Origin of the sequence: Streptomyces flavofungini, from assembly GCF_014650815.1 — a bacterium.
Classification (GTDB): domain Bacteria; phylum Actinomycetota; class Actinomycetes; order Streptomycetales; family Streptomycetaceae; genus Streptomyces; species Streptomyces flavofungini.
Window position 1 is genome coordinate 480,404 of record NZ_BMVR01000007.1, and the last position, 16,162, is coordinate 496,565.

A 16,162-nucleotide genomic window follows, 5' to 3' on the forward strand; every position below is an offset into this window, starting at 1 on the left:
GAACGTCCTGGACGCCTGGCCGCGCTGCTTGGTCCGCCCGGCGGGCCGAGCGCACCGTCATGGACCGGCTGGCGCAGGTGGCGCGGGCCAGGCCGCACGCCCGTGACAGAACGCAGACACCGCGGAGCACCACCTGTAACTCGGTGCGGGATACAAATACTCCCGACCGCACGCGCCGCGCTACCTCTGGGGGAACACCATGAAGCACACCCGCGTCACCGCACTCGCCGCCATGGGCCTTGCCGCCACCCTCTCGCTCACCGCCTGTGGCGACAACTCCGGCAAGGACTCGTCCTCCAAGGGCTCTTCGTCTTCCTCTTCGGGCTCCTCGTCCTCTTCTTCGTCCTCGGACGGCTCGAAGCCGGAGGGCGGCTCGGGCTCCGACGGCTCGGAGGCCGGCAACGCGAAGTCCGGTTCTGGCGAGGGCACCGAAGACCGCGCCGGTACCGCGAACGGCGAGACGAAGACCGACGGCAAGGTCGCGTTCTGCAAGACGGCGGACCTGGCGATCGACGCTGCGGATGCCGCGCCCGACGAGGCCACCGGCAGGATAGACATCACCATGATCAACCGGGGCTCGACCACCTGCTCGGCGACGGGCTTCGCGGGCGTCGACATCAAGGACACCGACAACACCTCGAACCCCATCGAGCGCGGCCACGCCCAGCCGCGCGTCACCACCCTGAAGCCCGGCGACGCCGCTGTCTTCAACCTCTCCTACGACATCGACGGCAGCGGCGACGGCCTCGCGAGCCCGACCAACCTCCAGGTCACGCCCCGCCCGAGGTCGCTGCTTGGCGTGACGCTCCGGCCCGGACCCGGATGGTCGTCCCCGGCTACGACCCGGCGCACGACGCCGAACACTGTATGACGGGCGGCTCGCTCAAGGAGTGGTTTGACGCCCTGGTGCACGTGCGCGAGGTCACGCCGACGCAGTTCCTCTCCTGGCCAGGCGGCCCGCACCCAGGTCCTCACCGGCTCGTCGGCCGGGTGTTGGGCGGGGACGCCGTGGCGCCAGCCGCCGGTCGCCACCAGGTCCTGCCGCGCCACCCGGCGGGTCCGGGTAGTTCGGATTCGAGGCGGCGCTGCAGTTCGCTGAGGGTCTCGCGTGCGAGGCCGAGCCTTTCCGAGTCGAGGCCTTCGGTGGTGCGCAGTGCCAGGTGGGTGTAGGCCGCCTGCATCCTGCGCAGTGCGGCGCGGCTGGTCGGGGTGACTTCGAGCAGGCTCGCCGACCTCGCCATCTGAACAGCCGTCAGGAGCCGATGTCCGGTGACGCTGCTCTGCGGCGTAACCGGGCTTCGCCGCGGCGTTCATAGGACGTTGATCAATAAAGGATCGCTCCTCGCGAGTCTTCACCACGGGCGCGTCCGCGCCCGGAATCGGCAAGAAGACCGGCAAGAAGAAGGGAGCATCCCTGTGCGTAAGAGACGCACGGCGGCTGCCTGGTGCGCGGCACTGGCCTTCGCCCTGCTCGCGACCCCCGCGGTCGCGGCGGACGGCCCGGAAGGGCCCACCAGACCAGACCGCCCCGAGAAGCCGCGGCCACCGGCGGCGAAGGCGACCGGCGGGGCGGGGGCTCCGTCGGCGACGGCGGGCACGGAGGCCGCCGCGGCGGCCGACGAAGGACCGCCGACCGACGGGAAGTTCTACATCCAGAACGCCTCCAGCGGCTACCACATGTCGGCGACCGACAACCCGGTCGCCACCCACCGCCCCAAGGGTGACGAGGACCAACAGCAGTGGGAGTTCACCCGGAACGCCGACGGCACGTACAAGATCAAGAACCCGGACCGGGACGGACAGTGCGTGACCGAGTGGGAGCACGCCATGGGTCCCAGGATCCGCATCGGTCCCTGTGACGCCGAGAAGACCAACTGGGAATTCCGGCACGACAAGGGTGATCGGTACCGCATCCACGTACCGGGCTCGGACCGCAGGCTGTGGGGCGGGCCAAAGAACGACTCCTCGGTCTGGGTGGACACTTCCGACCCGGACGCCGAGAAGCAGAACTGGTACATCACGCCGATCAAACCGCCGAAGTCGCCGATGCCGTCGGATCCGACACTCGACGACATGACGTTCCTGACGACGCACAACGCGTTCTTCAACTCGGAGGACTCGCCGCCGCTCGGGTTTCCCAACCAGCCGCACTCGGTGGAACGTCAACTCCGGGACGGCGCGCGGTCGGTGATGCTCGACGGGCACTACGCCAACGGGCGCGTGCGCATGTGTCACGGCAGCTGCCTGGGCGGCGAAGTCAGCTCGACCGTGACGTTCTCCAAGATCTTCGAGGACATCATCGCCTACATGCGGGAGGACAAGGAGGCCGTCGTCACCATCTTCCTTGAGGACTACACGACCGCGGAGCAGTTGGAGAAGGAGCTCGGCGACGACCTCGCCCCCGGCACCGACGCGGCCAAGATGGTCTTCCGGCCCGACGTCGAGGACGTGAAGGAGAAGGGCTGGCCGACCGTCAAGTCCATGGTCGACTCCGGCAAGCGCCTGCTCCTGTTCACCGGCGACCGGCAGGCCCAGGGGCAGGACTACGGCAAGAACAAGCTGGGGTTCATGTTCGAGGAAGACTGGATCGTACAGAACTACTGGTCGATGGGGCCGGGTCTCGGCAACAGCGACTGGAGCTGCTACAGCCGGTGGGCGGCTCCGCTCCTCAAGGAGGACAAGAACTTCCGGCGCCTGTACGTGATGAACCACTTCCGGGACGCCCCGATGGATCCCACCTACCGCACCGACAACGAGAAGCTCCAGGACCGCGCCGAGCGCTTCTGCACGCCCGCCGCGCGCAAGAAGCCGAACTTCCTCGCGGTCGACCAGTACAAGGACGGCGACCCCATGGCCGCCGTCAAGGCCTTGAACCAGTACACCTACCACGGCGACACCCCCGGCATGGGCGGCACCCCCGAGACCCCGCCGTCCACGGGTGGCGCCGGTGACCCCATGGACAACGCCACCGACGACCGCTCCGCCAAGCCCTCCACGTCCGGCCCGCACGAGCGGTGCCGCCCCGAGGGGCTCGCCGCGACGAAGGACGTCGACACCCCGTACTGCAGGGTGTACGGCGACGACGGGCGCGAGTGGCTCGGCGGCAACGGGCACGACAAGCGGGTCGTCGGCTACTTCACCGGCTGGCGCACCGGTGCCAAGGGCGATCCGCGCTATCTGGCGAAGAACATTCCCTGGTCGAAGGTGTCGCACGTCAACTACGCCTTCGCGAGCGTCGACGGCGGCAACAAGATCTCCGTCGGTGACACGGACGACCCGAAGAACCCGGCGACCGGAATGACCTGGCCGGGTGTGCGCGGGGCCGAGATGGACGACTCGCTCCCGTACCGGGGCCACTTCAACCTCCTCAACCGCTACAAGAAGAAGCATCCGCAGGTGAAGACGTTGATCTCGGTCGGCGGGTGGGCCGAGACGAAGAACTTCTACACCATGGCCACCCACGCCGACGGCTCCGTCAATCAGGCGGGCATCGACACGTTCGCCGACTCGGTGACGGGCTTCCTCGACCGGTACGGCTTCGACGGCGTCGACATCGACTACGAGTACCCGACCGCGCTGCCCGACAGCGGCAACCCGGCCGACTGGGAGCTGTCCAACGGGCGCCGCAAGGGCCTCCAGGCCGGTTACAACGCGCTGATGAAGACCCTGCGCGAGAAGCTGGACCGCGCGGGCGCCGACAAGGACCGCTACTACCTCCTCACCTCGGCGGGCTCCGCCTCCGGCTATCTGGTACGCGGCTACGACGCGGGCCAGGCCCTCCAGTACCAGGACTTCGTCAACGTCATGTCGTACGACCTGCACGGCTCCTGGAACAAGTACGTCGGACCGCAGGCGCCCCTGTACGACGACGGCAGGGACGCCGAGCTGGCCGCCGCGAAGGTCTACGACGAGAAGGAGTTCGACAAGACCGGCTACTTCAACGTCGACTGGTCGTACCGCTACCACCGGGGCGCGCTGCCGCCCGGCCGCATCAACCTCGGTGTCCCCTACTACACCCGCGGCTGGCAGAACGTTTCCGGCGGCACGGACGGTCTGTGGGGCACCTCGTCCCTCCCCGACCAGGGCGCCTGCCAGCCCGGCACCGGCGAGAAGGCCGACTGCGGCCACGGCGCCGAGGGCATCGACAACGTCTGGCACGACCTCGGCACCCGGGGCGAGGAGGTCGCCTCCGGCTCCAACCCCCTGTGGCACGCCCGGAACCTCCAGGACGGCATCACCCCCGGCTACCTCCCCTCCTACGTCGACACCGACAAGGAGTCCGGGAAGCTCAAGGGCACGTACACGGAGAAGTACGACGACACGCTCAAGGCGTCGTGGCTGTGGAACGCCGAGAAGAAGGTGTTCCTCTCCACGGAGAACGACGCCTCGATCGACGCCAAGGCGCAGTACGTGAAGGACAACGGCATCGGCGGCGTCATGCTGTGGGAGCTGGCGGGCGACTACACCAAGCGGGCCAATGGCGAGTACGGCATGGGGTACGACGTCACCAGCCGCCTGGACGGGGCGCTGCACGGCTCCGGGGGCTACAAGACGGAACGTGCCGGTGACACTCCCCTCCCCGACGAAGTCGTGGACGTCTCCGCCGAGTTCGTCGACTACCCGACGGCCGAGGGCGACCTGTGGCCGATCCAGCCGAAGCTGCGCATCACCAACAACACCAGCCGCACCCTCGGCACCGGCACCGAGATCTCCTTCGACCTGCCCACGTCCACGTCCCCGCTGCTCAAGGACGACGGCTGGTCGGAGCTGAAGGACGCGGTGAAACCCGGCCGCTCCGGGCCCAACGTGGGCGGCCTGAAGGCGGACTTCCACCGCGTGACGCTGAAACTCGGCTTCTGCGAGGCCATCGCGCCCGGCAAGTCCCACGACATCGGCCTCAAGTACTACCTGCCGGTGACCGGCCCCGCGAACGTCACCGTGTCGACCGGCGACCACACGTACGGCTCCGTCCAGGACGACCGCAAGGGCGTACGGACGGTCGAGCCGGACACCGGTGACGCCAAGGAGTGTGGCGCCCCGGAGTGGCAGCGGGGCTCCGCGCACGGCAGGACGGTCGGCCGGACCTTCGCGGCCTGGGACAAGGGCGACAAGGGCTGGCAGTTCGAGTACCAGGGCAACCTGATGGACCACCACCCCGGCGAGAACCGCGCCCACCTGGTGGAGCCGCAGCCCGACAATCCCAACCAGCTCTGGACCCCCCGCAGCGCCGGGAACGGCTGGTACACCCTCACCAACGCCGGCAAGTGCCTGACCGCGACCGGCGCCCGCGAGGACATCAAGACCGCCGACTGCGCCTCCTCGGAGGCCCAGCGCTGGCACTTCATCCCCATCGACCCGGCGACGGGGTCGGAGGGCTCCCCCTCCACCCCCGCCCACGGCAAGCTGTTCACCCTCCGCTCGGCCGGCGGCAAGGACGTCGAGGCCGCCTTCGGCGCCACGACTCCCAACACCCACCTGTGGAGCGGCAACACCGCCGATCCGGCTACCGGCGCCTACGTCTCCTGGAAGGGGTCGTACTGGGCGGCGTCCTGGTACACGACCGTCGAACCGGGCACTTCGGAGCGGGACAGCCAGGGGAAGGAGATATTTCCCTGGCGGAAGTTGGGGCGGGCGAGCTGATGCTGCCCTGAGGTCCTGGGTTCCTGGGGTGTGAGCCCCGCCGGGGCCTGAGTTCCCGTGGTCGTCGCAACACCCCGGCTCAGGGGATGCGATGGACTTCGAGAGACGAGTCCCCACCGGACCGTGGCGCCCGCGCTTGCTCCGCGGGCGCCACGGTCCACCGCGTCACGATAGCCACATCACCCGAATGGCACTCCCGTTCCCAGCGTTCCCGAACAGGAAACAAGCCATTCCGGACGTGAAAATTGCGCATTGCAGATCCGAGAGTTCAGAGAGTGGGGTGCGAGAACAGTCGTCTCCCCGGCGCTGGCCACGAGTTAAGTAGCGAAATCTGCTCGTTCTTGTGGCGCGCGGTATGGCTGGTCTTCATCTGTGGGCACTTATTCCCCATGGCGGACTCTCCTATCCCTCCGGGAGAATGCCGTCCGACGAGGCTGGTTCGGTTTCCGCGGCCGACCGCTGACGTTCTTCATCTGCTACCCGTCGGGAGCCGTGATGAGTCAGAAGCCCGAGACCAGGACTCCGCTCTGCATCGCCCCCTTCGTCTCGCTGGCCATCTGGGCCGACGGCGAGTCGATCATCTGCTGTGAGGACAAAGGGCCGCAGGCCGGTCGGTTGGGCCTGGTCGACGACGTGTCCGGGCTGGTCAACAGCGAGAAGATGCGTAGCGCCCGTCGGCAGTTCCTGCGCGGTGAGGTGCCGGAGGGCTGCCGGGCATGCCTCGACGAGGCAACGCGTCAGCCGACCGTCCACAACTACTACCAGGAGAAATTCGACTGGCGGGATGCCGAAGAGGCGTACGACGAGACGACCGGCGACGTCAGTCGGACGCAGTACTTGTTGATCGCCCTCAGCAACCTCTGCACGTACAGCTGCCGGATGTGCTTCGACAAGCTCAGCACCCGGCTGAATTCCGACCGACACCGCATGCTGGGCGTGGAGCCGGTCGGGTACCGGCGCAATGACATCGACAAGGTCATCAGCTTCATCCGGGCGAACCCGATTCGCATCGTCACGTTCCACGGCGGCAACCCCATCAACGAGCCCCGATTCCTGGACGTGCTGAACGAGCTGTCGAACGACGTGTCCGTGGAGATCATCTCGAACGGTTCCACGCTGACCTCAGGAAAGGTCGACATCCGCCCGCACCTGTCGCGATTCCAGCACGTTCATTTCAACATCAGCCTGGACGGGACACGGCGGACCACCGAATACGTGCGCATGCACAGCGACTTCGACGATGTGTTCCGCCACTTCACCGAGATCAAGGCACTGCCCAACACGACCGTGAACCTGCACAACACGATCACCAACCTCAACCTGTTCGACCTGCCCGCGTACTACACGATGGTCCTGTCGGGGCAGTTCGCCGAAGCCGACTCGATTTCCAGCTACATCGCCACGGTGCCTGCCGTCCACCGGATCTCCACGCTCCCGCCCGACCTGCGGCAGTTGGCGCGCGAGCAAATCGAGGGCTTTCTGCTCGGTCTTGGCGACGCGGGTGGGACGACGCCGTCGGACACGTTCGACTTCAAGGCGAACAACGCCCGGGCGTACGCGCGAAACGTCCTCCACCGGATCGACGCGGTTCCCTATTCCCCGCTCCTCTTCGCCGAGTTCCTGGATCTCACCCGGAGGACCGACGCGTTCTACGGCGTCGATCCGCTGCCGGAGTACAGCGAATACCTCGCGCCCGGTGCGCCTGGTGCGTCCGGTGCGTCCGGCTCATCGGGGCCGTCCCGGGCGAGCTCCGCACCCTCACCCTCATCCGCTTCCCAGCCTGTCGCTCCCGATGTGGTGGCGGCGAAGGGAGTCGTCGTGTCGCACCATGCCCCCGAGCCCGCCGAGGGCCCTGAGGCCCTCGCGGGCCCCTGCCCCTACGTCGGCCAGCGCAGGTTCCGGGTGTCCGAGTGCGTTTTCGCTTGGAACGCCGCGTACTTCCAGAACTGCACCGCTGTCACGGTACGGATCCAGCTCAACCCCGACGCGGGGATCACCCCCGCCACGATGGCGGCACTGCGTACGACGTGGGAGACCGGCATCGAGAACAAGTGGAGCAACCACTTCGTCTGCGCCGGGCCCTACGGCAGTTCCGTCATCACCGTTGACGTGCAGTGGGTGACCTCCAGCCCGCACCACGTCGTCCGGGTGCGCCAAGGCCCTGCCCAGACCGACATGACGACGTGGGACACGTCCGACAGCGGCCACGTCGCCGCGCACGAGTTCGGCCACATGCTCGGCAATCCGGACGAGTACTCCGACACCCGCTGCCCGAACCGGAACCCCGTCAACACGGGAACGGTCATGGACAACAACACCGGAGGGGCGCTGCAGCGCCACGTCAACCGGATCTGTGTCTCGGCGCCGCTCGCGGCCGAGGTCTTCTCGATCGGCCTGGATCTCATCTAGGCCCGACCGCTTCACGACGAGGACGAGGACGACATGAGGGTAACCATCGAATCCTTCACACGGCCCGACGTCGAGCGCATGAGGGCCGCGGTCGCACGGCTGGCCGAAGGGCCGACGGGCGATCGAGAGGGCGCTGCCGCCGACGTGACGTTCGACCTGTACATATCCGGCGGCTGCCCGGGGCAGCGGGTCGATTTCCGGGCTTCGGTCCCTTCCGGGGGCGAGGCCGAGGTGACCCATGTGGACGAGCTGAGGGACGTCGACGAACGGTTCTCGGAGGCGGTCCGCCCGGAGGAACTGGGGGCGCTGGCACGGCACTTGGACGTTGCCTCCCTGATGGAGCTCCCGTCGAACGCGGACGAGGGGTACGTGCCGGACTCGCTCGTCGGTTCGGTCGCCATCACGTCGGCGAACGCCCGGATCACGTTGTGGTTCCCCGTCGAGGACGAGGATCCCCCGGCGGGCGATGAGGTGGCGATGAGGATCGACCGGGGGCAGGTCCCGTTCGTGCTGCGCGCCTCGATGACTCCCGAGCGTGTCCGTCCGGCCTTTGCCCAGTTGGCGAAGGTCGTCAACCGGCTCACCGGCCGCCCGCAGCTCTGACGCCGGATGAAGGCCATCCACGTCAACTCGACCGTGCCGTCCGTGCCGTACCTGGGGCGGCTGAAGGGCCCCGCCGGGTACGAGGTGGAGGACTTCGAACTCCTCACGACCATCCTCTCGGCGGCTGCCTGGCGCCGCTTCAACGGCTCGATCAAGCTGTACACCGACCGTGTCGGGGAGGCGTACTACCGGCGCCTCGGGATGACGGAGCTGTGGGAGGGCGGGATCGACACGGACGTGCTGGAGTCGCTGCCCGCCACCATCAACCACGACGTGTTCTGGACGGCCGGACGCGTCGCGGCCCTGCGGGCGGAGGCGGCACCCTTCGTCTCGCTGGACACGGACCTCGTCGTCTGGGGGCCGGTCGACACCCTGATCACCTCGGAGTTCATGGCACTGCACCAGGAGCCGCTGCACCACAGTGTGTACCGACCCCGGTGCGAGCTGAGCACGCCCACCAGTTACGTCTGGGAGGAGTGGGACTGGGAGGCGCTCCCATGCAACGCCTCGCTGACGTACTACGCGGCTGACCGGCTCACCGAGACGTTCCATGCCAAGGCGATGGAGTTCATCCTGGGGAACCCGATCCGCCGGGAGGCCGAGAGCCGTCTGCCGGTCCACGACGTGTTCGTGGCCCAGCGGCTGCTGCCGATGTGCGCGCGGAGACTGGGGGTGCGACCGGCCTACTTCCTCGACTGGCCCAGGCCCGAGCTCAACAGCGAGACGATGGCCGACGGAGCGAGGAACCGGCTGGTCACCCACGTCTGGGCCTACAAGGACCAGCTCAAGAGCGACCCGGACTGCCGGGAGGCATTCTGTCGGCGGTGCGTGGCCCGGATCCGCCAGGACTACCCCGAACTCGTGGGAATGCTGCGTCACATGCCCAGCGTCCGGCGGTACCTGTCGTGAGGGAGCCGCCGTCCGCGAGCCATGGCAGTCCGCCGGTTCGTGGCCGTACGCGGGATCGTGGGCCGGGGCGCCGTGGGAGGGGACGACCGTGAGGGCGATCCACGTCGTTTCCACCCGGCCGACCACGAATTACTACGTCTCCCGAGCCAAAGGCTCCCCCTACCGGCAGGCCGACTTCGAGGTCCTCACGACCGTCCTGTCGGCCCTGGAGTGGCGTCGGCACAACGGAGTGGTCCGGCTCTATACGGATCCTCCGGGCCAGGAGTTCTACGACCGGCTCGGACTCCTGGACCTCTGGGACGACGGGGTCGACGCCCGGCTCCTGGAATCGGCGTCCCAGACGATCAACGGCGGCGTCTTCTGGTCCTTCGGGAAGATCGTCGCTCTGCGGCAGGAGGCAGCGCCGTGCTGCGTCATGGACGTCGACCTCATCGTCTGGGACGGCATCCGGCAGCTCGTCACCGCGGAAGTGATGAGCCTGCACGAGGAGTCACTCGGCTTCGCCGCCTACGTCGGCCGGGACCGCCTCGTCGCACCACCCGGTTTCGACTGGAGCGGCCTCGACTGGTCGGTCGCTCCGTGCAGCGCCGCGCTGCTCGTCTTCACCCAAGACGCGTTCAAGGATGAATACGCCGACCGGGCGCTGTCGTTCATGGCGGGCAACCCGGTCCGGTCGGAGCCCGGGTCAGTGCCCGCACACCCGATCTTCGCGGAGCAGCGGCTGCTGCCCATGTGTGCGAAAGCGAGCGGTGTGCGCATCGGTTCGTTCCTCCGCGACCACACGGGGGCCGAGCTGTGGTCCGGACGGAAGAACAGGACATTCACCCACCTGTGGAACGCAAAGTCCCTCCTGCACGACAACCCGAGGGAGAGAAGGGACCTCTGCGCACGGTACGCCCACAGAGTGCGACGGGACTATCCGGACGTCGCGAAGGTACTCGCGAGGTCCGAGCTCCTGCGGGAACACTTTCGAGCGGGTGACGGCCTGCGGCACCCGTAAAGACGTCATGCCAGCAGCCGCGCGAACTCCGCCATTTCGGCCGGCGGGTCCACAACGGGCTGGATCACCAGTTCGTCGACCCCCGACTTCTCCAGCACGTTGATCCGCTCGGTGAGTTCGGCCCTGGTACCGACCAGGCCGAATTTGTCCACCAGGGAGGGCACGATGAGCTCGCGGTCCTCGGGGGCGAGACGGCCCAGGTAGTTCCGGTAGAGCGCCTGGTGAAACTGGGGATCGGTGGGGGTGGTGCCGCGCAGCTGGAGCAGGCGGTCGACGGCCGCGGCCTCTTCTCGCGGGAGGACGGCGCGGAAGGCGGGGTTCTCCGCGCCGAGGATCAGTGCGCTCAGTGCGATGTGCCCCATCGAGTCCTTGACCGGATCGCCGTAGCGGTCCTCGCCGTCGGCGAGGACATGCAGGGAGGACATGAGGTACGAACGGGTCTTCTCGGAGCTGCCCGCGTCCCGCGCCGCCGCCCGCCGGGCCTGGCCGATGGCGGACCACGCCGCGGGGTCGTGCATCCCGAAGGAGATCACGCCCGCGCCGAGCCGGCCGGCGACCGCGGCAGCCTTCAGACCGAACGCGGCCACGACGAACTCCACGGGAGCCTCGGTGTTGACGTACGGCCCGACGTGCAGGAATCGCACCCTGCTGGACCGGGTCCCCTCGTGGTAGTCCGACTCGCGGCCCGCGGTGAGATCCTGCAGGGTGGCCGTGAACGACTCCAGCTCCGCCGTCTTCGTGGGCCGCATGGCGAGCGCACGGCGTGCCGTGTTGCCGGTGCCGACCCCGCAGACGATGCGGCCGGGGGCCAGGGCGTTGAGGCTGCTGACGGCCGCCGCCGCGGCGGGCGCGGAACGCAGCGCCGGTGAAGTGACACCGATGCCGAGCCTGATCCTGCGCGTGGCCCTGGCGCAGAGGGCGAGGCTCACGAACGGGTCGCCGTGGACCATCGGCGAGTCGTACACCCAGAAACTGTCGAAGCCGAGTTCCTCCGCGCGGACAGCCAGGTGTTCCACACCCGGCCCCGCTGTCGTGACGATGCCGGTCCGCATGGCGACTCTCCTCCCCGTCGAGTGAAGTGGCTGAACCACTCCAGTGGCAGTTCACCGTCGTCCGTGGTCAAGATGCTGCTCCCCCGTGACTGGCGGGTCTACCGCAGCGGTTTCAGGATCGGGAAGGCGTCGCGCGAGCACGGCAGGGCTTCCTGCGGAGGACCCGTGGGTGGCGCTACACCTGGTCACCGGTGACGTGGCGTTGAGTCGGCTGATCATCATCGGCGAAACGGTCGAAGGGGTGGCTGCCGAGTCCGGGGCGGACGCCGAACGTGACCTTCCCGCCCCGGCCCGATTCCACACATCGGGCGCTCGGGCCGTCCCCTCCCCCGGCCCCTCACAGGCCGCCGACGCGGGCGGTGGTGGTCCGCGTCGCCGCGGTCCTGGCCGACTTCCCGGTGGTCAGCGGAGTGTGCGGTGCCCTTCGGTGCGGGTGTCGCCTCCGTGAGCTGTGCGAGTGGTTCATTCTGTGTGATCGTGCAGATGGCGCCGACTTCAACAGCCTTACGGGCGGGGCTGGTTGGGGCCTCCTGACCGGGCTGCCGGGCGGGTGCGTGAAACGATCGGGAAACAAGCCACAAGGAGAGGGATTTCATGGGGGACAAGGGTCAGCTGCACGTCAGTACGGAACTGGCGGGGGTGCTGGGGCGGATCGACGCGCTCGGCGCGATGCTCGACGACCGGGCCGATGCCGCGGAGGAGTTGGGGAGGCTGCCGGAGGACACGGCGCGGGCACTGCTGGACACCGGGATCGTACGGGCGGAGCTCCCGCTGAGCCTCGGCGGATACGAGTTCGCGCCGCGGCAGCTGATCGAGACGGCGGAGCGGGCGAGCTACCACGACGCCTCGGCCGGGTGGACCATGTTCGCCCTGCAGATGATGACCGGGACCACCGCTGCGTACCTCGCCGGGGACGCGGTGGCCGAGCTGTTCCCCGACGTACCGAACGGGAAGTACGCGCTGCTCTCCGGGCACGGCACACGCCCCGGCCGGGCCGTCCCCGTGCCGGGCGGCTACCGGGTCAGCGGCCAGTGGCAGTTCGCCTCCGGGATGGCGCACGCCACCCACATCCACAGCGCGATCCAGGTCGAGGGCACCGGCGAGCTGCGGGTCCTCGCGATGCCGAAGTCGCAGGTGACCCTGGACGGCAACTGGGACGTGCTCGGGCTGCGCGCGACACACAGCGTCGACTACCACTGCACCGACGCCTACGTACCGCACGAGTACACCTACGTCGCGACCACGGACACCCCGGTCAACGGCGGTGCCGTCTACCGCCTCGGCCTGGTCAACATGTCAGCGATCGGGCACACGGGCTGGGCCCTCGGCGTCGGCCGACGGCTCCTGGACGAGCTGAAGCGGGTCGCGGCGGCGCGGACCGGCGCACGAGGAGCCGCGGTCGACACCTCCCAGTTCCACGCCGAGTACGCGACGGCGGAGGCCGGGCTGCGGGCAGCCCGGGCCTGGGTGCACGACGTCTGGCGGGACGTCGAACATGCCCTGGACCAGGGTGAGGTGCCGAGCACGGAGCAGGACACTCTGATCCGTCTCGCCCTGAACCACGCGACCTCGACCGTGTCCGAGGTGGGCCGCACCGTGCACCGCTGGTCCGGCTCGGCGGCGATCCGCCGCGGCCCGGTCGACCGCTTCCTGCGCGACCTCGGGACGGGCACGCAGCACATCACGTCCAGCCCGGTCGTGCTGCAGAACTGCGGCAAGTGGCTGAGCGGCGCCCAGCCGGACGCCCGGTGGAGCTTCCTCGACCTCACCTGAACGGCCTGGGCCGGCCATCCGGGGGCGGCCGGTGCGACACCACGCACCCCGCGCCCGACCAGGCCGCCCTGCAGATCGCAGATGCTGTGAGAGTTGAGGGCCGTCCCCAGCGAGGCCGACTCAACATGACCCTTAGCCCAGGCGGTGCCCCGGCCCTTCGCCATCGTCACCGGCACTCCGTGGTCGGGACAAGACCCGGACCGGGTAGGGCGGTTGGCCACCAGGGGCCGCGGGCGCCAGCCCTAATTGGTGGTGTGCGTGGGGTAGACCTCGACGTCGGTGTAGGCGCCCTTGATCGCGCCCGCGCCCTCGGGCCACTTCAGTTCCACGGTGTGGGTCTCGTTCGGGGGCGGCGGCGCGCAGGTCCAGCAGATAGGCGGCGCTGTCCGGTCCGGCCGCGTCCAGGGTGTGCTCGGCCAGTACGTGCCCGGGCGGCGGCACATGCAAGACGCCTTCGTCCCCGTACGCCCGCACCTGACCGCGGCCGAACGTGAAGCCGACCGGACGGTAGCCGGATCCGAAACGCTCACGCGGCAGGCTGCCCGCGTTGCGCTGGCCGCGCGGTATCGACGCGGGGAAGTGCACCGCGCGGCGGAACCCGTCGGAGGCATGGCTGGTCGTGGACCAGAAGAAGGTGCGGTGGCCGGTGGCGGCGTGCCAGGCGGCGATGCGCTCGGCCAAGCCGTGCTCCAGAGCAGCCATGTTGTGCGGGTCGTCGGGCGGTGGCGGCAGTGTTCCCCAGGCTGCGACGGCGTCAGCTCCCATGTCGGCCCCGAGAACGCGCACCTCGTCGCCCGCGTGTGCGCGGTTGTGCTCCCGGGCCCACCGGATCAGGTGGAGGAAGGGTGCGATGTTCCAGAACGGCTCGCTCTCGCGGAGCAGCCTGCGGGGGTCGCCGGTTCCGGTGCGTCCGTAGGTGTCCAGGGCCTCGCCGAGTGCGCGGTCGCCGTCGAAGGCCAGTGTGCGAAAGCCCGCACGGGTCACCAGAAAGCGAGCCATACGGGCCTGGAGGACCGTCACCTCGTGAGCCGCACGGCTGCCGTCGCCACCGCCCACGACCGACGCGCCCTCGACCACGGCGAGCAGCGGCTTGAGGTCGTCGAGCGGCACATCGGCGTCGGTGGCCAGGGGGTGAGCGTCGTGGTCGATCCAGCCTGCGGGAGTCACCCCCGCAGGCTGGCACCTCAACTCAGCTTGAGGTCAAGCTGGTTCGGCTCGTCCAGGAGCCGTCGGCCAACGTCGAGGGCTCAGCCCGTGTGCCCGATCGCTGCGGGTAAGCGGGACGAGCCCGTCCGGCGCCTGGGGGGCGGGCGGGCTCGTCGGCGCGGACGACGACGCCATGGCAGGCGCGCGGTGTGAGTGGGCGCCCGAACTCTCTGAGCGCCCGCTGACCGGGTCCTCTTTGCGCGCCCGCCGGCCGGACCCTCTTCGTGGACGGCGGAGAGCTCGACGCTACTCGTGCCCGGTCCGCGCCGGGACCTTGCCGCAGAACTCGGCCTCGACCACGTCGGTGTACATCGAGCTGTCCCGCAGCCAGTCGCCGTTGATGTTGAACGTCAGCTGGTGCTTGCCGTCTGCGGTGCCGACCATCGCCGAGAGCGAGCCGTTCGTGCGGCCGGTCTTGCCCACCACCTGCACCCCGCAGGACAGCTTCGCGAACTCGACGCCGAGCCCATACCCGATGCCCTGTCCGTCAGGCACTTCGTGGAGCATCTCCTTCATCTGGGCCTGCGGTAGCAACGCCCCGCGCATCAGGGCTCGTTGGAAGCGGTTGAGGTCGTCGGCGGTGGAGATGACGTCTCCTGCCGCGCCGAGCCAGGTCATGTTCTGCTCGGTGGCGTCGATCACTTCGGCGTCGGGGGCCTCCTGGTGGAGCCGGGAGTACCCGACGGGGTGCGGGTTCGGCACCTGCGGTGCCGTGCCGGGGAACGACGTCCCGCGCAGCTTCAGCGGGCCGATGATCCGCCGGGTGACCTCCTGCGCGTAGCCGTGGCCCGTCGCCTTCTCGATGACCATCCCGGCGATCACGTAGTTGGTGTTCGAGTACTTCGGCGAACGCTCCGGGGCGGGGTACGGCGGCCGCTTGAGTGCGACTGCCACGAGCTCTTCGGGGGTGTGGGTGTCGTACCGGTGTGCCGGGAAGCCGGGGCCGGTGGAGTTGTGGGCGATGGTGGGGTTGTCGGTGTAATTGGCAATGCCGCTCGTGTGGTTGAGCAGGCGGCGCACTGTGATCTTGCTGCCGTCGTACCCGTTGCCCTGGACCAGGCCCGGCAGCCACTCCTCGAGGGTGTCGTCCAGGCTCAGCCTCCCCTCTGCCTCGAGCTGGAGCAGGACGGTGGCGATGAAGGTCTTGGTGATGCTGGCCCCACGGAAATGCTCAGCGGCCGATCGCTTGCGCCCCGTGTCGGTGTCGGCGTACCCGGCCGTGGCGGACCACGTCCCCTTGCTGTCCCGGACCTTGGCGGCAACTCCGGGCAGTTCCCCCTGCTCGACCAGCGTACGCAGCGCGGCCCGGGTCGCTTCGTGTCCGCGATCCGTCCGCTGCGCCGCGTGTGCTGAGGGAGCGACGGAGGCCGCTCCCAGCAGTGCGACCGCCGCCATCGCGAGTGAGGTGGTACGCATAGCCCGCTGCTTCATCGGTGCTGCCTCCAGGTCATCGTCTCCGAGGGGGCAGGTATGCCCCTGTGGTGCGTGTGACGTCGACCTCGGGCTACACGGTTGATCACTGGGGCGAGGACGGCACCGTGGTACTACGCGAACAGGACCGGGGGCCCAC

11 protein-coding genes are annotated in these 16,162 nt (G+C 68.9%); 7 read left to right on the forward strand and 4 right to left on the reverse strand.

Going from position 1 to position 16,162, the window contains the following annotated elements:
* The first annotated feature begins 199 nt into the window (after positions 1-199).
* Positions 200-871 (forward strand): DUF4232 domain-containing protein, encoded by a 672-nt coding sequence (locus tag IE274_RS21235; RefSeq protein ID WP_190117408.1) that lies wholly within the window; start codon positions 200-202, stop codon positions 869-871.
* Positions 872-971: 100 nt separating this feature from the next.
* Here IE274_RS21235 and IE274_RS39560 read toward each other — a convergent pair whose 3' ends face one another.
* A complete protein-coding gene (locus tag IE274_RS39560) occupies positions 972-1,241 on the reverse strand; it encodes a hypothetical protein (RefSeq protein WP_198897841.1) in 270 nt (89 codons plus the stop codon).
* A 175-nt stretch (positions 1,242-1,416) separates the two neighbouring features.
* Here IE274_RS39560 and IE274_RS21245 point away from each other — a divergent pair, with 175 nt between their 5' ends.
* The 5 genes from IE274_RS21245 to IE274_RS21265 all read left to right on the forward strand — a co-directional run bounded on the left by IE274_RS21245 (position 1,417) and on the right by IE274_RS21265 (position 10,561).
* Positions 1,417-5,640 carry a glycosyl hydrolase family 18 protein gene (locus IE274_RS21245; protein ID WP_190117409.1) on the forward strand — a complete coding sequence of 1,408 codons (4,224 nt, stop codon included), beginning with the start codon at positions 1,417-1,419 and terminating at the stop codon, positions 5,638-5,640.
* Between the two features lie 495 nt (positions 5,641-6,135).
* Positions 6,136-8,049 (forward strand): twitch domain-containing radical SAM protein, encoded by a 1,914-nt coding sequence (locus IE274_RS21250; RefSeq protein ID WP_190117410.1) that lies wholly within the window; start codon positions 6,136-6,138, stop codon positions 8,047-8,049.
* Between the two features lie 33 nt (positions 8,050-8,082).
* On the forward strand, positions 8,083-8,652 hold the full coding sequence (locus IE274_RS21255; protein ID WP_190117411.1) for a hypothetical protein: 570 nt from the start codon (positions 8,083-8,085) through the stop codon (positions 8,650-8,652).
* 6 nt (positions 8,653-8,658) lie between these two features.
* On the forward strand, positions 8,659-9,561 hold the full coding sequence (locus tag IE274_RS21260) for a DUF6734 family protein (RefSeq protein ID WP_190117412.1): 903 nt from the start codon (positions 8,659-8,661) through the stop codon (positions 9,559-9,561).
* An 88-nt stretch (positions 9,562-9,649) separates the two neighbouring features.
* On the forward strand, positions 9,650-10,561 hold the full coding sequence (locus IE274_RS21265) for a DUF6734 family protein (RefSeq protein WP_190117413.1): 912 nt from the start codon (positions 9,650-9,652) through the stop codon (positions 10,559-10,561).
* 5 nt (positions 10,562-10,566) lie between these two features.
* Here IE274_RS21265 and IE274_RS21270 read toward each other — a convergent pair whose 3' ends face one another.
* Positions 10,567-11,613: an LLM class flavin-dependent oxidoreductase gene (locus tag IE274_RS21270; RefSeq protein WP_190117414.1), complete on the reverse strand. Its 1,047-nt coding sequence runs from the start codon at positions 11,611-11,613 to the stop codon at positions 10,567-10,569.
* Between the two features lie 594 nt (positions 11,614-12,207).
* On the opposite strand from IE274_RS21270, the gene IE274_RS21275 reads away from it, so the two are divergent.
* Positions 12,208-13,386, forward strand: a complete 1,179-nt coding sequence (locus IE274_RS21275; protein ID WP_190117415.1) for an acyl-CoA dehydrogenase family protein — start codon at positions 12,208-12,210, stop codon at positions 13,384-13,386.
* A gap of 132 nt (positions 13,387-13,518) precedes the next feature.
* On the opposite strand, the gene IE274_RS21280 is transcribed toward IE274_RS21275, so the two are convergent.
* Both IE274_RS21280 and IE274_RS21285 read right to left on the reverse strand, forming a co-directional pair.
* A complete protein-coding gene (locus IE274_RS21280; RefSeq protein WP_190117416.1) occupies positions 13,519-14,553 on the reverse strand; it encodes an erythromycin esterase family protein in 1,035 nt (344 codons plus the stop codon).
* 285 nt (positions 14,554-14,838) lie between these two features.
* The gene (locus tag IE274_RS21285; protein WP_190117417.1) at positions 14,839-16,023 is read right to left on the reverse strand and encodes a serine hydrolase domain-containing protein; all 1,185 of its coding nucleotides are present in this window, start codon (positions 16,021-16,023) and stop codon (positions 14,839-14,841) included.
* Positions 16,024-16,162: the final 139 nt, after the last annotated feature.